At 61.2% G+C, this 19549-nt stretch carries 20 protein-coding genes; 10 read left to right on the top strand and 10 right to left on the bottom strand.

Annotated elements, in window-relative coordinates:
• Nucleotides 1–58: 58 nt before the first annotated feature.
• Nucleotides 59–1129, bottom strand: a complete 1071-nt coding sequence (locus PSCI_RS24640; protein ID WP_045492086.1) for a tartrate dehydrogenase — start codon at nucleotides 1127–1129, stop codon at nucleotides 59–61.
• A 91-nt stretch (nucleotides 1130–1220) separates the two neighbouring features.
• Here PSCI_RS24640 and PSCI_RS24635 point away from each other — a divergent pair, with 91 nt between their 5' ends.
• A complete protein-coding gene (locus tag PSCI_RS24635; RefSeq protein ID WP_045492084.1) occupies nucleotides 1221–2126 on the top strand; it encodes a LysR substrate-binding domain-containing protein in 906 nt (301 codons plus the stop codon).
• A gap of 130 nt (nucleotides 2127–2256) precedes the next feature.
• Here the strand turns inward: PSCI_RS24635 and fabB are convergent, their stop codons facing one another.
• The 3 genes from fabB to PSCI_RS24615 form a co-directional block, all read right to left on the bottom strand.
• A complete protein-coding gene (fabB, locus tag PSCI_RS24630) occupies nucleotides 2257–3477 on the bottom strand; it encodes a beta-ketoacyl-ACP synthase I (RefSeq protein ID WP_045492083.1) in 1221 nt (406 codons plus the stop codon).
• A gap of 10 nt (nucleotides 3478–3487) precedes the next feature.
• Nucleotides 3488–4003 carry a 3-hydroxyacyl-[acyl-carrier-protein] dehydratase FabA gene (fabA, locus tag PSCI_RS24625; RefSeq protein WP_045492081.1) on the bottom strand — a complete coding sequence of 172 codons (516 nt, stop codon included), beginning with the start codon at nucleotides 4001–4003 and terminating at the stop codon, nucleotides 3488–3490.
• Between the two features lie 221 nt (nucleotides 4004–4224).
• Nucleotides 4225–6138, bottom strand: a complete 1914-nt coding sequence (locus tag PSCI_RS24615; RefSeq protein ID WP_045492077.1) for a response regulator — start codon at nucleotides 6136–6138, stop codon at nucleotides 4225–4227.
• Nucleotides 6139–6405: 267 nt separating this feature from the next.
• On the opposite strand from PSCI_RS24615, the gene PSCI_RS24610 reads away from it, so the two are divergent.
• From PSCI_RS24610 to PSCI_RS24575, 8 genes are all read left to right on the top strand, one after another.
• Nucleotides 6406–7431 carry an NAD(P)H-dependent glycerol-3-phosphate dehydrogenase gene (locus tag PSCI_RS24610; RefSeq protein WP_045492075.1) on the top strand — a complete coding sequence of 342 codons (1026 nt, stop codon included), beginning with the start codon at nucleotides 6406–6408 and terminating at the stop codon, nucleotides 7429–7431.
• 77 nt (nucleotides 7432–7508) lie between these two features.
• Nucleotides 7509–7799: a DUF4389 domain-containing protein gene (locus PSCI_RS24605; protein WP_231906624.1), complete on the top strand. Its 291-nt coding sequence runs from the start codon at nucleotides 7509–7511 to the stop codon at nucleotides 7797–7799.
• Entirely contained in the window at nucleotides 7796–8251 is a 456-nt protein-coding gene (gene sixA / locus PSCI_RS24600; protein WP_045492071.1) for a phosphohistidine phosphatase SixA, read from the top strand. The genes PSCI_RS24605 and sixA overlap by 4 nt, the downstream gene beginning before the upstream one ends.
• A gap of 34 nt (nucleotides 8252–8285) precedes the next feature.
• On the top strand, nucleotides 8286–8729 hold the full coding sequence (locus PSCI_RS24595; protein ID WP_045492069.1) for a hotdog fold thioesterase: 444 nt from the start codon (nucleotides 8286–8288) through the stop codon (nucleotides 8727–8729).
• A gap of 147 nt (nucleotides 8730–8876) precedes the next feature.
• Nucleotides 8877–9680 (top strand): alpha/beta fold hydrolase, encoded by an 804-nt coding sequence (locus PSCI_RS24590; RefSeq protein WP_045492067.1) that lies wholly within the window; start codon nucleotides 8877–8879, stop codon nucleotides 9678–9680.
• Nucleotides 9677–10531 carry an alpha/beta fold hydrolase gene (locus PSCI_RS24585; RefSeq protein ID WP_045492066.1) on the top strand — a complete coding sequence of 285 codons (855 nt, stop codon included), beginning with the start codon at nucleotides 9677–9679 and terminating at the stop codon, nucleotides 10529–10531. The genes PSCI_RS24590 and PSCI_RS24585 overlap by 4 nt, the downstream gene beginning before the upstream one ends.
• Before the next feature lie 181 nt (nucleotides 10532–10712).
• Nucleotides 10713–11471 (top strand): DUF4892 domain-containing protein, encoded by a 759-nt coding sequence (locus tag PSCI_RS24580; RefSeq protein ID WP_231906622.1) that lies wholly within the window; start codon nucleotides 10713–10715, stop codon nucleotides 11469–11471.
• An 87-nt stretch (nucleotides 11472–11558) separates the two neighbouring features.
• Nucleotides 11559–12608, top strand: a complete 1050-nt coding sequence (locus PSCI_RS24575; protein WP_045492062.1) for an AI-2E family transporter — start codon at nucleotides 11559–11561, stop codon at nucleotides 12606–12608.
• A 76-nt stretch (nucleotides 12609–12684) separates the two neighbouring features.
• Here the strand turns inward: PSCI_RS24575 and PSCI_RS24570 are convergent, their stop codons facing one another.
• The 5 genes from PSCI_RS24570 to ribBA form a co-directional block, all read right to left on the bottom strand.
• Entirely contained in the window at nucleotides 12685–13836 is a 1152-nt protein-coding gene (locus tag PSCI_RS24570; RefSeq protein WP_045492060.1) for an ABC transporter ATP-binding protein, read from the bottom strand.
• Complete coding sequence (locus PSCI_RS24565) at nucleotides 13833–14648, bottom strand: ABC transporter permease (protein ID WP_045492058.1); 816 nt, start codon at nucleotides 14646–14648, stop codon at nucleotides 13833–13835. The genes PSCI_RS24570 and PSCI_RS24565 overlap by 4 nt, the downstream gene beginning before the upstream one ends.
• A 6-nt stretch (nucleotides 14649–14654) precedes the next feature.
• Nucleotides 14655–15623 carry an ABC transporter permease gene (locus PSCI_RS24560; protein WP_084710113.1) on the bottom strand — a complete coding sequence of 323 codons (969 nt, stop codon included), beginning with the start codon at nucleotides 15621–15623 and terminating at the stop codon, nucleotides 14655–14657.
• Complete coding sequence (locus PSCI_RS24555; RefSeq protein ID WP_045492054.1) at nucleotides 15608–16633, bottom strand: ABC transporter substrate-binding protein; 1026 nt, start codon at nucleotides 16631–16633, stop codon at nucleotides 15608–15610. Before PSCI_RS24555 ends, PSCI_RS24560 begins: the two co-directional genes overlap by 16 nt.
• 263 nt (nucleotides 16634–16896) lie before the next feature.
• Nucleotides 16897–18015 (bottom strand): bifunctional 3,4-dihydroxy-2-butanone-4-phosphate synthase/GTP cyclohydrolase II, encoded by a 1119-nt coding sequence (gene ribBA / locus PSCI_RS24550; protein ID WP_045494865.1) that lies wholly within the window; start codon nucleotides 18013–18015, stop codon nucleotides 16897–16899.
• Nucleotides 18016–18128: 113 nt separating this feature from the next.
• Here ribBA and PSCI_RS24545 point away from each other — a divergent pair, with 113 nt between their 5' ends.
• Nucleotides 18129–18416: a DUF1330 domain-containing protein gene (locus PSCI_RS24545; protein ID WP_045492052.1), complete on the top strand. Its 288-nt coding sequence runs from the start codon at nucleotides 18129–18131 to the stop codon at nucleotides 18414–18416.
• Nucleotides 18417–18570: 154 nt separating this feature from the next.
• Here the strand turns inward: PSCI_RS24545 and PSCI_RS24540 are convergent, their stop codons facing one another.
• Nucleotides 18571–19290, bottom strand: coding sequence for a hypothetical protein (locus tag PSCI_RS24540; RefSeq protein ID WP_045492050.1), 720 nt, complete (start codon nucleotides 19288–19290; stop codon nucleotides 18571–18573).
• Nucleotides 19291–19549 lie beyond the last annotated feature (259 nt).

Here is a 19549-nt window from a genome sequence, read left to right as displayed (position 1 = left end):
TCAATCGCGCAGCAACGATTGCCGCCATTTACAAGCCCGCTGTATGTCGAGCTGAAGCTCAGCCCAGTGCCCGCACCACGGCATTGCCCATCTGCTGGGTCGAGGCCGTGCCGCCCAGGTCCGGGGTCACTTCGCCGCTGGCGATTACCTGTTCGATGGCCCGCAGGATATCGTCATGAGCCTGACGGTGGCCCAGGAAATCGAGCATCAATGCGCCGGACCAGATCATCGCCACCGGGTTGGCAATGTTGCGCCCGGCAATGTCTGGGGCCGAGCCATGTACCGGTTCGAACAGCGACGGGAAATGGCGCTCCGGGTTGAGGTTGGCCGATGGTGCGATGCCGATGGTGCCGGTGCACGCGGGGCCCAGGTCGCTGAGGATGTCACCGAACAGGTTGGTGGCTACCACCACATCGAAGCGCTCCGGTTGCAGCACAAAGCGTGCGCAGAGGATGTCGATATGCTGTTTGTCCCAGCTGACGTGGGGATAATGGCTGGCCATGGCTTCAGTGCGTTTGTCCCAGTACGGCATGCTGATCGCCATGCCGTTTGACTTGGTCGCTGAGGTGACGTGTTTGCGCGGTCGCTGGCTGGCCAGCTCGAAGGCGTACTTGAGAATGCGATCGCTGCCGCGGCGGGTGAACACCGATTCCTGGATAACGAACTCGTTAGCGGTGTTTTCGAACATGATGCCGCCCAGCGATGAATACTCGCCCTCGGTGTTCTCGCGCACCACCATGAAGTCGATCTCACCGGCCTGGCGACCAGCCAGCGGGCAGGGGACACCGGGGAACAAGCGCACCGGGCGCAAGTTGACGTACTGATCGAACTCGCGGCGGAACTTGAGCAACGAGCCCCACAGCGAAATGTGGTCCGGGACTTTGTCAGGCCAGCCCACCGCGCCGAAGAAGATCGCATCGAAGCCGGACAGTTGTTCACGCCAGTCGTCCGGCATCATCTGGCCGTGGGCCAGGTAGTAATCGCAGCTGGCCCACTCAAAATACTCGAACTGCAGGGCGATACCATACCGGTCAGCCGCTGCCTGTACCGCGCGTACGCCTTCGGGTAGCACTTCCAGGCCGATGCCGTCGCCAGCGATCGCAGCAATGCGCAGAGTCTTGTTATTCATGTCGCTCTCCAGGTTTGAGGGAATGGGCTCATCCTATCGGCTTACGAATAGGTGATAATCCGCGTAGATATGAATTGAAGGAACACGAGCTGTGAATAATCTGCCCGCACTTGATGACCTGAACGTGTTTGTCCATGTTGCCCGGCGCGCCAGCTTTATAGCGGCAGCCAGTGAACTGGGCATGTCGCCAGCCTATGTAAGCAAGCGCATCAAGCTGCTGGAGCAGGGCATGGGCGTGCAATTGCTGCATCGCTCGACACGTCAGGTGTCGATCACCGAGGATGGCGAACGGGTCTATGACTGGGCCAGGACTATTCTTGAGTCGGTGCAGCAGATGAGTGAAGAGGTCGCTGTCCGGCACGCAGAGCCCAGTGGCGTGCTGCGGGTGATCAGTAGCCAAGGCTTTGGCCGGCGGCTGGTGGCCCCGGCGTTGTCGGAACTGGCGGCGCGCTATCGGCAACTGGATATTCGCCTGGACATCCAGGATCGTTTGGTGGACCTGATCGATGAGGGGGTGGACCTGGACATTCGCGTTGGCGACCAGATTGCCCCGCACCTGCGTGCCCGGCATCTGGCTCGTAACTGGCGGGTGCTGTGCGCCAGCCCGACCTACCTGGAGCGTCAAGGCACGCCGGGCAGCCTGGCAGAATTGACCAACCATGACTGCCTGCTGATCAAAGAGCGCGACCGACCGTTCGGGATCTGGCATCTGCAAGGCCCGCAAGGCGCGCAAACCGTCAAGGTCACTGGCAGCCTGTCCACCAACCACGGCGAAATCGCCCGCCAATGGTGCCTGGATGGCCGCGGTATCCTGCTGCGCTCAATGTGGGATGTGCAGGCCGATCTGGAAGCCGGCCGGTTGCTGCAGGTATTGCCGGGCTACCGGCAGGATGCTGATATCTGGGCGGTGTATACCTCGCCACTGATCAACTCGGCCAAGGTCAGGGTCACGGTTGAGTTTCTGCGCGAATACCTGGCGCGCAAGCTTGGCGGCTAAAGCCAATACTGTTCAGATAAGCGCCGCATGCCTTTGTGGGAGCAGCCAGGTGTGCGGCGCTTAACATTTTCGGCAAAGAAAAAGGCCAGTCAGTGACTGGCCTTGTTCATGTTGCGTGCAACTCAGACGATCACTTGCCCTGCCAGCGTTTCAGTACCAGCGTGGCGTTGGTGCCGCCAAAGCCGAAGCTGTTGCTCATCACGGTGTCGATCTTCGCGTTTTCGCGAGTCTCGCGCAGGATCGGCAGGTCAGCGACCGCCGGGTCCAGGTCGTCGATGTTGGCGGAGCCGGCAATGAAGTTGCCTTCCATCATCAGCATGCAGTAGATCGCTTCGTGAACGCCAGCGGCGCCCAGCGAGTGGCCCGACAGGCTCTTGGTCGAACTGATGGCCGGAGCCTTGTCGCCGAACACTTCACGCACACCCTTGATCTCGGCAACGTCGCCGACCGGAGTCGAGGTGCCGTGGGTGTTGAGATAGTCGATCGGGGTGTCGACGGTCGACAGCGCCTGCTGCATGCAGCGGATCGCGCCTTCGCCGCTCGGGGCAACCATGTCGTAACCATCGGAAGTGGCGCCGTAGCCAACGATTTCGGCGTAAATCTTGGCGCCACGGGCCAGAGCGTGCTCCAGCTCTTCGACCACGACCATGCCGCCACCGCCAGCGATGACGAAGCCATCACGGTCGTTGTCGTAGGCGCGCGAGGCTTTTTCCGGGGTGTCGTTACGCTTGCTGGACAATGCGCCCATGGCGTCGAACAGGAACGACTGGCTCCAGTGCTCTTCTTCACCGCCGCCGGCGAACACGATGTCCTGCTTGCCCATCTGGATCTGCTCCATGGCAGTCCCGATGCAGTGGGCGCTGGTGGCGCAGGCCGAGGCGATCGAGTAGTTCAGGCCCTTGATCTTGAACGGTGTGGCCAGACACGCCGAAACGGTGCTGCTCATGGTGCGGGTCACGCGGTACGGACCTACACGCTTGACGCCTTTCTCGCGCAGGATATCCAGTGCTTCCATCTGGTTCAGGGTCGAAGCACCGCCGGAACCTGCGATCAGACCGGTGCGCGGGTTGGAAACCTGCTCTTCGGTCAGGCCCGAGTCCTTGATGGCGTCGGCCATGGCCAGGTAGGCGTAGGCAGCAGCGTGGCCCACGAAGCGGAACACCTTGCGGTCGATCAGTTCTTCGAGGTTGAGGTCGATGGAGCCGGAAACCTGGCTACGCAGACCCATTTCGGCATATTCCGGGTTGAATCGGATGCCAGGGCGGTTAGCACGCAGGTTGGCGGAGACGGTGTCTTTGTCATTGCCCAAGCACGAAACGATGCCCAGACCAGTGATAACGACGCGGCGCATGCGGGTACCCTTAGAAGTTGTCAGTAGAGGTGAACAGGCCGACACGCAAACCTTCGGCGCTGTAGATTTCGCGACCATCAACGCTCACGGTGCCGTCGGCGATTGCCAGAACCAGCTTGCCGCGCATGGTGCGCTTGATGTGGATGTTGTAGGTGACCTTCTTGGCAGTCGGCAGAACCTGGCCGAAGAACTTCACTTCGCCAGAACCCAGGGCACGACCACGGCCAGGATTGCCCTGCCAGCCCAGATAGAAGCCAACCAACTGCCACATGGCGTCAAGACCCAGGCAGCCAGGCATCACCGGGTCACCTTCGAAATGGCAGGCAAAGAACCACAGGTCGGGGGTGATATCCAGCTCGGCGACCAACTCACCCTTGCCGTACTTGCCGCCTTCTTCACTGATGTGGGTAATACGATCGACCATCAGCATGTTGGGGGCGGGCAGTTGCGCGTTACCTGGGCCAAACAGCTCGCCACGACTGCAGCGCAGCAGGTCTTCCCGGGTAAAGGCGTGTTGTTTGGTCATGCGAGCTCCTCAAAATGTTCACTTGCGACGCTGGCCGATCGGGCCCACGCGCCAGTCCTGACGGACGTTTTCGCCAGGACATTGTCCGGCAGCCTAGTCATAGACTGTTGCGTTGTAATGAAAGTCACAGTGCCGGTGCGATGAATGTACACCTGTACACTGAAAATCTTCGTCCGACCGATATCCATTGCCGAACAAGCTGCCAAGACTGCCGCAATTTATCATTTATCGCCAGTCGCAAGTGGTTGAAAGGCTTGCCAACGCAGTAAAACCTGGTGCAAATCAGCCTGTTTGAACGGTTTCGACAAGTAGTCATTCATCCCGGCCTGCAGGCACGCATCGCGATCACCGTGCAATGCGTTAGCGGTCAGGGCGATGATTGGCACCTGTTCAAGACCCTCGATCTGACGAATCCGACGGGTGGCTTCGTAACCGTCCATGATCGGCAGCCGGCAGTCCATGAGAATCACGGCGTGATGAGCGGCCTGGGCTTTGTACACCGCCTCGGCGCCATCCACCGCGACGTCGACACTGAAGCCCAGGCTGTGCAGCATCGCCTCGACTACCGTGCGATTGACCGGGTTGTCTTCAACCAGCAATACGCAGCGTTCGCCGTTCAGTTCTGCGGTGTTGACCACGGTGGGGGAGTGCTGCGCCTGACTGCCGGTGGTGCGCGGCAGGTTCAATTCCAGGGTAAACACGGAACCTGCGCCTTCTTCGCTATGGGCATGCAGGCTGCCACCCATGCGCTCGGCCAGGGTCCGGGCGATCGACAACCCCAGGCCGGTACCGCCATAACGACGGGAGATGGAACTGTCGGCCTGCTGAAAGGCATTGAACATCGACTCAAGCCGGTCGGCGCGAATACCTATACCGCTGTCGTGCACCGTACAGATTATCCGCACTTGGTCACCATCCAGAGCCCGCCAGCCAGCTTCTACGCGCACCCCGCCGATCTCGGTGAATTTCAGCGCATTGCCAATCAGGTTGACCAGAATCTGGCGGATGCGGGTCGGATCACCGAGCACCTCCAGCTGTTCGATGCCCGCTTGCAGTTGCAGATCAAGGACCAGCCCCTGTTGCTGGGCGGTGGGGTTGAAGGCTTGGGTCGAGGATTGGATCAGCTCGGCGATGTTGAAGGCGATACCTTCGATTTGCAGGGCGTCGCGCTCGATACGCGAGAAGTCGAGAATGTCGTTGATGACCTTGAGCAGGTGCTCGGTGGACTCGGCGGCCAGTGTCGTATATTCGGCCTGCTCGGCGGTCATCGTCGTGGTCTCCATCAATTGCAGCATGCCCAGGACACCGTTCATGGGGGTGCGCAACTCGTGGCTCATCATCGCCAGGAAGTCCGACTTGGCCTTGTTGGCTTGCTCGGCCTGCTCGCGAGTATGAATCAGCTGCGCCATGGAGTGTTGTTGCTCCAGGCTGGCTTGTTCCAGGTTGGCGGCCAGGTTGTTGATGTGCCGGGCCAGGGCCCCGAGTTCAGCGTCGTCGGTGACCGGCAGTGGCGTGTGATAGTCGCCCTTCTGGATGGCCTTGACGACTTCGCCCATTTCGCTGATCGGGCGCGACAGGCTCAGCGCCAGGCCGCGGGCCAGCAAGAACGTGAACAGCAGCGCGGCGAACGCCAGCAAACCGGCCTTGAACAAAATCTCCTGCTGGCGTTGGTTGAAGGTGTCGCGGGACATCCCTACCAGCACCCGGCCCAGATACCCCTCGTTGCCAGCGGTAAACACCGGCTTGGCGTCAATGGCGGCACTGGGCGCGGTGAAATGAATCGGGGCCTGAAAAATCTCCAGCTGACGCTTATTGCCCGTCGGGTCTTCGGCTTGCTGGACGTGGGTCAGCGGATTGTTGCTGCTGTCCTGAATCTCGACGTACTGCACGCTGGGCATCGACAAAGTGGCACGGGTCAGTGCCTTGAGCGATTCTTCGTCGTCATTCAATACGCCACGCTCGGCGGCGGGCGCCAGCTGATTGGCGATCAACTGGCCGGTGTGATTGAGCTCTTCGCGCAAGTCCTGCAAGCGCACGAAGGTGAAGAACGCAGTCAGCAGCACCGTCAACAACAGGGCCGGCCCCAGGCTGATGACCTGGGTACGGGTGTTGATATCCCACTGATGCAATTTCATGACCGACGCCCTTGAGGCGTTGCAAACTCTTGTGACGCGTCCATTTACCCCATGCCTTGCCGACAACATACTGGCCTGTTGCCGCGATCTCCGTGCGTTGCGCGCATGGTAACCAAGATTCACAGGCTTTTCATGGAACTTGTGCTGTGCTGATGTCTCAACCGGGGCAGTAGCGGCCGATGCTTTGCCTTGTTTGGCGCTGGCCGCCACGGTAACGCTCCGTATAATGCCCCATCGCCAGATCAATGGCCCTGGATGGATTGGTTTATGAGCACACTGCAACCTGTAGCGGTTCTTGGTGGCGGCAGCTTCGGCACCGCCATCGCAAATCTGTTGGCGCAGAACGGTCATCAGGTCCGTCAGTGGATGCGTGATCCCGAGCAGGCCGAGGCGATCCGCCTGCACCGTGAGAACCCGCGCTACCTCAAAGGCATCAAGGTGTTGCCGGGTGTCGAGCCGGTCACCGACCTGACCGCAACCCTGGAAGGCAGCGAGCTGATCTTTGTCGCCTTGCCTTCCAGCGCCCTGCGTTCGGTACTGGCCGAACATGTCGAGCGCCTGACTGGCAAGATGCTGGTCAGCCTGACCAAGGGCATCGAAGCTCAGACATTCAAGCTGATGAGCCAGATTCTCGAAGAAATCGTGCCCAAAGCCCGCATTGGCGTGTTGTCTGGCCCTAACCTGGCCCGGGAAATCGCTGAGCACGCGCTGACCGCCACGGTGGTGGCCAGCGAAGACGAAGCCTTGTGTCAGGAGGTCCAGGCTGCCCTGCACGGGCCGACGTTCCGCGTCTATGCCAGCAACGACCGGTTTGGCGTAGAGTTGGGCGGGGCGCTGAAAAACGTTTATGCCATTGTTTCCGGCATGGCCGTGGCGCTGGGCATGGGTGAAAACACCAAGAGTATGCTGATCACCCGCGCGCTGGCCGAGATGACCCGCTTTGCGGTCAGCCAGGGTGCCAACCCGATGACCTTTCTGGGCCTGGCCGGGGTGGGCGACCTGATCGTCACCTGTTCCTCGCCCAAGAGCCGTAACTACCAGGTCGGTTTTGCCTTGGGTCAAGGCCTGAGCCTTGACGAGGCGGTCAGCCGCCTGGGCGAAGTGGCCGAAGGGGTCAATACCCTCAAGGTGCTCAAGGCCAAGTCTCAGGAAGTAAAGGTCTACATGCCGCTGGTGGCCGGCCTGCATGCCATCCTGTTCGAGGGGCGGACCCTGGCGCAGGTGATCGAAGTGTTGATGCGCGGCGAGCCAAAGACCGATGTCGACTTCATTTCCACAACCGGTTTCAATTGAAATCCATACTGATCAGGGAGAAGGTCTTGAGCGAATCCAATTTCAAACGTGAATCCATCGCACTGCGTGTGCTGTGGATGCTGGTGTATCTGGTGGTCTGGCAACTGGCCGAGATCGTGCTGGCCGGTGTGGTGTTGCTGCAATTGGGCTACCGGCTGTTCTACGGTGCACCGAGCGCCAGCCTGATGGATTTCGGCGACAGCCTGAGTCAGTTCCTTGCCCAGATCGGCCGGTTTGGCACCTTCCACAGCGACCAGAAGCCCTGGCCGTTCGCTGACTGGCCAACCCCGCGTGCGCCTGAAGGCGAGGCCCCGCACAAGGTTCCGGCCGCTGCTCATCCGGTTCGCGATGAGGAACCGAAACTATGAAGCTGTGGGTCTTGCGCCACGGCCAGGCTCAGCATCAGGCCCGTAGCGATGCCGAGCGCGAGCTGACTGCCGAAGGCCGCCAGCAGGTGCGCAGCAGTGCCCGCCATCTTGAGGGGCGGGGGCTGCAGCGTATTCTGGTCAGCCCGTATGTGCGTGCCCAACAGACCGCCGATGTGCTGCAAGGTGTCCTCACGGCGGACATCCCGCGTGTTACCGTCGATTGGCTGACCCCCGATGTTCGTCCTGATGAAGCCTTGCGTCAGATCGCCGCGCTGGAGCTGGACGAGGTGCTGCTGGTTAGTCATCAGCCGCTGGTGGGCAGCCTGATCGGTTTGCTGGTGCACGGCAGCGTGCAGGACGCCGAGCCGATGAACACGGCCAGCCTGGCGCAACTGGATGGTGAGTTCGTCCTGGCCGGTGCTCTGCAGTTGCGCAACGTCCACCACGTCTGAGTGCGTCAGATCCCTTACCAAGCAAGGAGCAACCATGAGCCTATGGCGTGAAACGCCCCAGATCGACCGGATCAATGCCGCCGGTGCCAACACCATCGCCACGTCGCTGGATATCCGCTTTGAAGCCTTCACTGATGACACGCTGACCGCCAGCATGGTGGTGGATCAGCGCACTCATCAGCCGTTCGGCCTGTTGCACGGCGGTGCTTCAGTGGTGCTGGCAGAAACCCTGGGGTCGATGGCCAGTTATCTGGTGATCGACACGGCGAAGTTCTTCTGCGTCGGCCTTGAGGTCAATGCCAACCACGTGCGGGGTGTGCGCAGCGGCCGGGTGACCGGCGTGGTGCGTCCGGTACACATTGGCCGCACCACCCACGTCTGGGACATTCGTCTGAGTAACGATGAAGGCAAGCTGTGCTGTATTTCGCGCCTGACCGTTGCCGTGGTGCCTCATGGCCAGGAGCCGCCGGCACGCTGAAATGTGTGTGTCTGCCGTACAGGGCAATGATTCAGCTTGTTTGAACAGTGGCCAAAGTACCCTTGGTGATGTCACTTACGATCATTGCCCGGCCACTGCAGCGCTGCGCAAAATCATCGCCATTGACCCGGCCACGAGTGTGCTGACATGTCGCAACAGGTGTTCTTCGCCCACGCCAACGGCTTTCCCTCGGCCACCTATGGCAAGCTGTTCGCCGCCCTGGCGCCAGAGTTCGCCGTAGCCCATCTTGAACAACATGCCCATGATCCGCGTTTTCCGGTCAATGAAAACTGGCTGAACCTGGTTGATGAGTTGTTGCATCATCTGCGCGAGCAGCCGGGACCGGTCTGGGGTGTTGGCCATTCACTGGGCGGCCTGTTGCACTTTCATGCCGCGTTACGCAGCCCCGAGCTGTACCGTGGCGTGGTAATGCTCGATTCGCCAGTGCTGGGCCTGGCCGACCAATGGATGATCCGCGCCGCCAAGCGGCTGGGGTTTATCGACCGGATCACGCCGGCCGGCCGCACTCTGGGGCGACGCGAGGAGTTTGACAGTCTGGAGGCGGCACGTGCCTACTTCGCCAGCAAAAGTCTGTTCCGCCGTTTCGACCCCGAGTGTTTCGAAGCTTACCTGCGCCATGGTTTGCGCGCCGACGGCGAAAAGCTGACCCTGCGTTTCGATCCGGCCACCGAGATCAGTATCTACCGCAGCATCCCGCACACCAGCCCGCGGCCTACGCGCCAGCTTGAAGTGCCGCTGGCGATGGTCCGCGGCCAGCAGAGCAGGGTGGTCATGCCGCGCCATGGCCTGCAGGTCCGCCGGCTGCGCCACGGTGAATACCTGTCGATGCCCGGTGGGCACATGTTTCCCCTTGAACACCCTGACCAGACGGCACACATGCTAAAAACCCTGTTTACCCGCTGGAATAACCACGACGCAGGCCAGCCATGAACCCGCTCGTCGAAGAAATACGCATCAACCTCGGCCATATCGAGCTGGCCGCGCACCTGTTCGGTCCCGAAGATGGCCAGCCGGTGATTGCCGTGCATGGCTGGCTGGACAACGCCAACAGCTTTGCGCGGCTGGCGCCGGCCTTGCCGGGGCTGCGCATCGTCGCCCTGGACCTGGCCGGGCATGGCCACTCTGATCACCGGCCGGCCGGGGTCGGGTATCACCTGGCAGACTACGTGCAAGACGTCTTGCTGGTCGCCGGGCAACTGGGCTGGCAGCGCTTCTCGCTGTTGGGGCATTCGTTGGGGGCGATCATTTCGGTATTGCTGGCCGGCGCCTTGCCCGAGCGTGTCGAGCGCCTGGCGTTGATCGACGGCCTGTTGCCACTGACCGACGAAGCCGGGCAGGCCCCTGAGCGGCTGGGCGAAGCGCTGCTTGCGCGACTGGCTCTGGGCGACAAGAGAAAACCGGTGTACAGCGATCCGGAGCGGGCCATTCAGGCACGCATGAGTGGCCGTTTGCCGGTCAGCCGCGAAGCGGCCCAATTGCTCGCCCAGCGTGGTTTGATGGCGGTGCCGGGCGGTTACACCTGGCGCAGCGACAGCCGTCTGACGCTGCCCACCGCAGTGCGTTTCACACCTGAACAGGCGCTGGCCTTTGCCCGGCGGATCCGTTGCCCGAGCCTGCTGGTGCTGGCTGAGGACGGCTTGCTCAGTGCTCATCGGGCCTTGCTGGAGGACTTGCCGATCGGCATTCACAGCCTGCCGGGCGGTCATCATCTGCATCTTGATGATGTCACCGGGACACATGCTGTCGCAGACTGTTTCAATCGGCTGTTCTCCATTTCTTGACTTGCGCCGGTCAACTACCGAGGCTGGGCAGGTTGAAACAGGAGTCAATCATGATGGATCACCCCGCAGTCTTTAATTCCAGCCTTTGTCTTTCCCGTCCGGCGCTGTGCCTATGAGCCGCCGCTTACGTTCATTCGGCGCGCCCTGGCTATGCCTGTGGCTGGCCTTGCCGGCCACGGCAATGGCCGCAGACATCGCCGGCAGCCGCGATCTGGATATCGTGCCGCGTCCGGTCGACACCGAAATTGTCGATTACCGGGCGCCTGCCGAACAGGAGCGTACTTATCCGCTCGGCGCCGTTCGCAAGATCAGCGGCCAGTTGCGCTACGATAATCCGGTCACGGCCCGTGGCCCGTTGCAGGCGGTCACTTATGAGCTGCCCGCAGGCCATAGCTCCGATGCCGCCTTTACCGCTGCCCGCGAAGCGTTGCAGGCGCGCCACGCCGAATTGCTGTTCTGGTGTCAGGCCCGTGATTGCGGCGAGAGCAGCCTGTGGGCCAATCAGGTGTTCGGCAACGCCCGGCTGTACGGGGCCGACGACCGTCAGGCCTATCTGCTGTTGCGCCTGGCCGAACCTGAGCAAGACACCCTGGTGGCGTTGTACGCCATTACCCGTGGCAACCGCCGCGCCTACCTGCATGTCGAGCAACTGGCTGCCCAGGCGCCGCTGGGCGATCTGCTGCCGAGCCCTTCCACGTTATTGCGCCAACTCAAGACCAGCGGCAGCCTGGAGCTGGCGCGGCTCAAGGGCGAGCCGCAAGACAACTGGGTCACGGTTCTGGCCCGTGGCCTGAACCTCGACAGCAGCTTGCGTGTCACAGTTGCAGGCAGCCAGGCCCAGGCCTGGCGTGATGCGCTGATTGCCAAGGGCGTGCGTGCTGCGCGTCTGGAAATCAGCGCTGCCGAGCAGCCCGGCCTGCTGGTCAACGTGATTCGTTAAGGTGCAGCGGGCGTGATGATTGGCTGCTGATTGTCACGCCCGGCCACTATGCTCGACTGGTAATTCTTCTCTCTCCTGGACAACGCCATGCTCAATAACGATCGTCTGCTGGTGCAGATTCTGCTCCTGGCACTGTTGGGTGCCTGTTTCTGGGTGATGGCGCCGTTCTGGTCGGCGCTGGTCTGGGGCGCGGTGCTGGCGTTTGCCAGCTGGCCGCTGATGCGCCTGTTGACCCGGGCCTGTCGCGGCAATGAAACCCTGGCGGCGAGCCTGATGTGTCTGTGCTGGCTGGTACTGGTCGCCGCGCCGCTGGTGTGGCTTGGCTTCAACCTGGCCGATCATGTGCGCGATGCCACCAACTTCATCCGTGACGTGCAGGTTGATGGCCTGCCAGACCCGCCCGAGTGGCTGGCCGGCATTCCGCTGGTGGGCGAGCGGCTGGTGGGCTTCTGGAACACCATCGATGAACAGGGCGCGGCGTTGCTGGCCAACATCAAGCCTTATTTCGGTCAGGTCGGTAACTGGCTGCTGGCCCGCAGCGCGCAAATCGGCGGCGGCATTCTGGAACTGACCCTGAGCATTGTCTTCGCCTGGTTTTTCTATCGCGATGGCCCGCGGCTGGCCGCCTTTGTGCTGCGCCTGCTGGAACGGCTGATCGGCGAGCGTGCGCAGTCTTACCTGGATCTGGTTGCCGGTACCGTGCAACGAGTGGTCAACGGGGTAATCGGTACGGCCGCTGCGCAGGGCATTCTGGCCCTGATCGGGTTTCTGATCGCCGGTATTCCGGGGGCGCTGGTGCTGGGCATTCTGACCTTCGTGTTCAGTCTGATTCCCATGGGGCCGCCACTGGTATGGATCCCGGCCAGCGCCTGGCTGATTTTTCAGGAGAGCTATGGCATGGCGGTGTTCCTTGGCCTGTGGGGCACCTTCGTCATCAGCGGCGTGGATAACGTGCTCAAGCCGTACCTGATCAGCCGCGGCGGCAACCTGCCGCTGGTGATCGTGCTGCTGGGTGTGTTCGGCGGCCTGCTGGCATTCGGCTTTATCGGCCTGTTCATCGGCCCGACCCTGCTGGCGGTGGCCTACAGCCTGCTCAACACTTGGGTCGCCGAAGGGCGTCAACAACCGCAGCGCTGATTCACGCCTGAGCGGCGCAGCACAAACGACAATGCCCTCTTGCGAGGGCATTGTCGTTCTTGCGTTGAGCGTTGAGTCAATGCGCGCCAGCGGCCTTGTTCAGGTCCTCTTCGGCCCATTCGGTGTAGATGCAGGCATCGGCAGTGGCCCAGCGGACTTTTACCGGGTCACCGGCTTTGAGCGGCATGCCGGTGGCCGAGAGCGCTTTGACGGTCATCGCTGTGCCGCCTTGGGTGACGACTGCGCAGGTCTGGCTCTCGCCCAGGAACAGCACTTCGGTCACCTTGGCAGTGACTTCATTCCAGCCTTCGGCCAGCGGCTGGGTCTGGGCCTGGTCGACGCTCAGTGCCTGGGCTTTTTCCGGGCGGACCATCAGCAGGATGTCCTGATCGGTCTTCAGGCCCGCGGTCAGGCGGATCGACAGTGGCTGGCCTTCGAAGGTTGCCACCGCGTTGCCTTGTGCCTTGGCGCGCAGGAAGTTGGAGTTGCCCAGGAACGAGGCGACAAAGGCATTGGGCGGGTTCTGGTACAGGTCGTAACCGCTGCCCAGACCGACGATCTTGCCGTGGCTGAAGATTGCAATGCGCTGGCTCAGGCGCATGGCCTCTTCCTGGTCGTGGGTCACGTAGACGATGGTGATGCCCAGCCGGCGATGCAGCTGACGCAGCTCGTCCTGCAAGTCCTCACGCAGTTTTTTGTCCAGTGCCCCCAGCGGTTCGTCCATCAGCAGGATGCGTGGCTCGTACACCAGTGCCCTGGCAATCGCTACCCGTTGTTGCTGGCCGCCAGAGAGTTGCGCGGGGCGGCGGTGGGCGAACTTTTCCAGCTGCACCAGTTTGAGCATGGCATCGACTTTCTTGTCACGCTCGGCGGCATCCATCTTGCGGATGTTGAGCGGGAAGGCGATGTTGTCGCGCACGTTCAGGTGCGGGAACAGCGAGTAGCGCTGGAACACCATGCCGATCCCGCGTTTATGCGGCGGTACGTTGACCAGCGACTTGCCATTGACCAGGATCTCACCGCTGCTGACGGTCTCGAAACCGGCCAGCATCGACAGGGTGGTGCTCTTGCCCGAGCCGCTGGAACCCAGGAAGGTCAAGAACTCGCCGTCCTGGATGTCCAGATTGATGTTGTCCACCGCAGCGAAGTCGCCGTAGTGCTTGTTCAGGTTGCTCAGGCGGACCAGTGGCTGGCCGCTGTGGGCGGAATCTTTGATCACAGCGCTCATGAGGTACTCCGGGCTTCGTTACGGCGACGCAGGGTCGCGGCGATGAACATGACCAGCACCGACAGACCGATCAGCAGCGTCGAGGCGACGGCGATCACGGGGGTCAGGTCCTGACGCAGGGTGGTCCACATTTTCACGGGCAAGGTTTGCAGGGTGGGGCTGGCCATCATCACACTGAGCACCACCTCGTCCCACGAGACCAGGAAGGCAAACAGTGCACCGGCAATCATCCCGGGGCGAATGCCGGGAAAGGTCACCTTGTAGATCGCCTGCAGGCGCGAGGCGCCACAGATCACCGCCGCATCTTCAATCGACTGGTCGAACAGCTTCAACGAGTTGATGATCGAGATGATGGTGAACGGCAGGGCGACGATCACGTGGCTGACCACGAAGGCGAACAGCGTGCCGGTGTAGCCCAGTTTCAGAAACAGCGCATAGACCGCCACGGCGATGATCACCAGCGGCACGATCATCGGCAGGGTGAACAGCCCATACAGAAAGTCGCGGCCCGGAAACCGCCCGCGGACCAGCGCGAAGGCTGTTGGCAAGCCCAGCGCGACCGCGCAGATGGTGGTCAGGATGGCGACCTTGAAACTGGCCAGGGCCGCGTCCATCCAGTCAGGGTTGGAGAAAAACTGCTGATACCACTTCAGCGTCCAGCCCGGTGGCGGGAATACCAGCCACTGCGAGGAGCCGAACGACAGCAGCACGATGAACAGGATCGGCAGCAGCAGGAACAGGGCGATCAGTGCAGTGACGGTGTACAGACCGGTCTTCAGCCGCGGGCCCATGGCATTGGGTGACAGAAGCATGGTCGCTTACCTCGCGTTACTGGCGCCGACCGGGGATTCCGGCTGGAGCTTCAGGTAGAAGTAGAACAGCGTCAGGGTGATCACGATCAGCAACGCGGCGGCCGCACTGGCCAGGCCCCAGTTGAGGAACGATTGCACCTGCTGAACGATGAATTCGGGCAGCATCATGTTCTGGGCACCGCCGAGCAGCGCCGGGGTGACGTAGTACCCCAAAGACATCACGAACACCATCAGGCCACCGGAGAACAGCCCCGGACGGCACAGCGGCAGGAACACCCGGAAGAAGTTGGTCCACGGGCTGGCACCGCAGATGGAGCCGGCCTGCAACACCATCGGGTCGATCGCCTGCATGGTCGCCTGCAAGGGCAGGACGATGAACGGGATCATGATGTAGGTCATGCCGATCACCACGCCGGTCAGGTTATGCACCATTTCCAGCGGCTGATCGATGATGCCCATGGCCATCAGGAATTTGTTGACCACCCCGGAGGCTTGCAGCAGCACCAGCCAGGAGTAGGTGCGGGCCAGCAGGCTGGTCCACATCGACAGCAGCACGATGTTCAGCATCCAGCGGCCCCAGCCGCGTGGCACCAGGGTAATCGCCCAGGCCAGCGGGAAGCCCAGCAGCAGGCTGAACAGGGTGACCAGCCCGGCGACCGAGAAGGTGTTGAACAACACCCTGGCATAGGCCGAGTTGGCAAACAGTTCCTGATAATTGCCCAGCCCCGGGGTGGGTTCCAGGACACCGCGCAGCAACAGGCCGATCAGCGGTGCGAAGAAGAACAGCCCCAGAAAGAGCAGGGCGGGCAGCAGGTTGCGGCTGCCACGCCAGCGTTGTGACAGTGAAGGCTTGATTGTCATGCTCGCTCTCGTGTTCGCTAGCGGGGCGTGAACCGCGCCGGCGGTGCTGGACGCACCACCGGACACAGAGGGTTGGCCGAGAGTCCCGGCCGGCATCTTTACTTGACCAGCCATTCGTTCCACCGCTTGGCGATATCACCACCGTTCTTGGCCCAGTAGGCGAAGTCCAGGGTGATCTGCTCATCCGGGTAGGCAGTCGGCAGGTTCTTGGCCAGGGTCGAGTCCAGGCGGGCCTGGCTGTCGAGGTTGACCGGCGCGTAGGCGCTGAGGTTGGAGAAGTCGGCCTGGCCTTTGGCGCTGGTGGCTTCGGCAATGAACTTCATCGCAGCTTCCTTGTTTTTCGCGCCTTTTGGCACAACCAGGAAGTCAGCCATGACCAGGTTCTGTTTCCAGCTCACGCCCACCGGTGCGCCGTCTTGCTGCAGCGCATAAACCCGGCCGTTCCACATCTGGCCCATGGACGCTTCACCCGAGGCCAGCAGTTGCTGGGACTGGGCACCGCCGCCCCACCAGACGATGTCTTTCTTGATTGTGTCGAGTTTTTTGAAGGCGCGGTCCAGGTCCAGCGGATAGAGCTTGTCCTTTTCTACGCCATCGGCGAGCAAGGCCAGTTCCAGCACGCCGGGGCTCGGCCATTTGTACAGGGCGCGTTTGCCGGGGTAGGTTTTGGTGTCGAACATCGCCGACCAGTTTTCCGGATTCTTGCCGCCGACCTTGCCTTCGTTGTAACCCAGCACGAAGGAGAAGAAGAATGAGCCAGCACCATGGTCGGAAACGAATCGCGGATCAATCCGGTCGCGCTTGATCGTGTTGAAATCCAGCGGCTCCAGCAGGCCTTCACTGGCGGCACGCAGGGCAAAGTCAGCCTCTACGTCGACCACGTCCCACTGGACGTTGCCGCTTTCCACCATGGCCTTGAGCTTGCCGTAGTCGGTGGGGCCGTCCTGCACGACGGTGATCCCGCTCGACTTGGTGAAAGGTACGGCCCAGGACTGCTTCTGCGCATCCTGAGTCGAGCCCCCCCAACTGACAAAGTTCACGCTTTCAGCGGCCATGGCTGCAGCACTCGAGAATGCCAACACGCCAGCAGCCAGGACTGCAGTTGCACGTTTGTTCAACACCATTTTCACGCCCTCATTTGTTGTGTTTTGAGCGGGCCTGTGTTTTGTGCCCGCTTATATCGGAGCAGTGGATCCAAGCGGACCCTTTGAAACTGGCGACCGGGCCAGGAGGCTGTTTTTTTGGCTATCCCTTGCGGGCGCACCTGACGAAAATCTTCGGTCTACGGGATATCATATTATGGTATTCCAAACTTTCTGCAAGCGTTTTGCCTGCCCTGATTCACCTCCTCGTCGCTTTTATTCTGTAAGGGTAGTGGCCGAGTGTTTCACTCGATGGGTCCAGTGAACGGGATGCTTTCGACCACCTCGAGGTCGTAACCGGTCAGACCTGCATATTTGAGCGGCGGGCCGAGGTGACGCAGCTTGCCGACACCCAGGTCCTGCAGGATCTGGGCCCCGGTGCCGACTTCGGAATAGATGCGCGATTGTGAGCGGGTGTACTGGCGGGGCGGTTTGGTCAGCTGCGGTACGCGTTCGAGCAGCGCTTGCGAGGACTCGTGGTTGGCCAGCACCACCACCACGCCATGACCTTCTTGCGCAACCCGTTGCAGCGCGGCCCACAGCGTCCAGTTGGCCGGGCCGGTGTACTCGGCGCCGACCAGGTCGCGCAGCGGGTCGACGACATGCACCCGTACCAGAGTCGGCTGGTCACGTTTGATATCGCCCATGACCATGGCCATGTGCACCCCACCTTCGATGCGGTCTTCATAGGTAAACAGGCGAAAGGTGCCATGCACAGTGGGCAGCTCGCGTTCACCGATGCGCTCGACCGTGTGCTCGTTGCTCAGCCGGTAGTGGATCAGATCAGCGATGGTGCCGATGCGGATACCGTGTTTGGCGGCAAATTTTTCCAGGTCCGGGCGGCGGGCCATGGTGCCGTCGTCGTTCATGACTTCAACAATCACCGAGGCCGGGCTAAAACCGGCCAGGCGCGCCAGGTCGCAACCGGCTTCAGTGTGCCCGGCGCGGGTCAGTACGCCGCCTTCACGGGCGCGCAACGGGAAAATATGGCCCGGTTGCACCAGGTCTTCGGCCTTGGCATCGGCGGCCACCGCGGCCTGCACCGTGCGTGCGCGGTCGGCGGCGCTGATGCCGGTAGTGACTCCGGTCGCGGCTTCAATCGATACGGTAAAGGCGGTGGCGAACACGCTGCCATTGCTGGGCACCATTTGTTCCAGGCCCAGGCGTTCGCAGTGTTCATCGGTCAGGGTCAGGCAGATCAGGCCGCGTGCTTCGCAAGCCATGAAGCTGATGGCTTGCGGCGTGCAACGGTCGGCGGCGAGCAGCAGATCGCCTTCGTTTTCCCGGTCTTCGTCATCGACCAGCAAGACCATCTTGCCCTGGCGGTAGTCGTCAATGATGTCTTCTATACGATCGAACGGCATTATCAGGATCTCGGTGTTATGGTTACGGCGCTCCATACTGGTATACCATAATACGAAGAGTTTCGCAGATTGCTTTCCATTGCAAACCATCCATTGAAAACAGCGAGATCAAGATGAAAGCCTACTGGATTGCCCACGTCGATGTGACCGACCCACAGCAGTACACCGAATATACCCAGCGCGCGCCTGCCGCGTTCAAATTATTTGGTGGCAAATTCCTGGCACGCGGCGGCCGCTGCGAAGCCATCGAAGGCCGTGACACCCCGCAACGCAGTGTAGTAATCGAATTCGATTCTTACGAACAGGCCATTGCCTGCTACAACTCGCCCGAGTATCAGGAAGCGGCGGGGCATCGTGAGGGTGTGGCGAAGGCTGAGATTGTGATTGTTGAGGGGGTTTGAAAGGCGGGGCGTTGTGTCTGGCTGAAACACTGTTCGGTCAGACGCCTCACATCATTGTAGGAGCGACCTTGGTCGCGAATGAGGTCAGTGCATTCGCGGCAGATGCTGTGAATGTACCGGCCCTTCACGCTTTTCCCCGGTCAGCCTGTCCCGTTCACTCAGATCGGAATTTGACCGTCGCCCCCAGCACTTCAAGCTGCTCACTCAAGCGGCGAAGTTGCAGCTTTACACCGCTTGCCGCTGTAAATGGCGGCGCCTCAGCCAATGCTAATGTTTCTTTCAACGACATTTTTCGGCTCTTGCTGATCACCTGAACAACCTTGAGCTTGTGCGGACCCAGATCACTCACGATCAAGTCGCCGCTTTGATAGTCAGCCGGATCGAAGTCAGCGCCATCAAGCGATGACTCTTCCAGATCCTCACCATCCCGGCGCGCATCAAGAATCTCCCGCCAGAATCTATTCGACGAGCCCGTCGCCTCGACGATCAAACGCTCAAACTCAGCGTTGTCTTCATTCACCTGCGCCAATGCGGCCAGCAGCCGAGCGAAAGCGGCGAGGCTCGGGGCAATCTGCGTCGCGTCCCAGCGCCCGGCACCGTGAGGTGCGTAATACACCGGATAACCGCTTTGCGCCTCGGCTGTGGAGATGAAAATGGGGTCGTCCAGCCCGGTCAAAGCGATGACATTCCAGGCGGGATGCCAGGCGCCGTTGGCTTCGCTGGCCAGGCTTTCGCCGGTAAGGCCGTGGGTGCGAAAGCCTATCTGGAAATCATCGAGGCGATCTGGGGCAGGGTAGTGCGTGGGTAAGTATGCGTCACCGACGATGACAGGGTCGGTCAGGAACGCCTGGAGGGTTTCGGGAAGCGGAAGCATGGATCAATGGCGTCCTTAAACAGTAATGCCGATTAATCAAGAATCAGCACAATTCTTGTGGGAGGCAAGCTCTGCTGGCGACTCGCTTGCGTCACATCCATCAGCGTATGCCGACCCACTCGGACATTCCCCAGCAGGGTTTTTGTGTATGACGTTTTTTCGGTCGATCTGTATCTAACGGCCTCAGATCCAGCGCCCTATTATCGTGCCGCCAGCCATGCACATCTCAAACTCTTGTGGCATGTCTGCTACGTCAATC

The sequence above is a fragment of the Pseudomonas sp. StFLB209 genome (genome assembly GCF_000829415.1).
Taxonomy (GTDB): Bacteria; Pseudomonadota; Gammaproteobacteria; order Pseudomonadales; family Pseudomonadaceae; genus Aquipseudomonas.
Note: the sequence above shows the minus strand (reverse complement) of the source record. Positions and strands in the feature narration are given on the sequence as shown.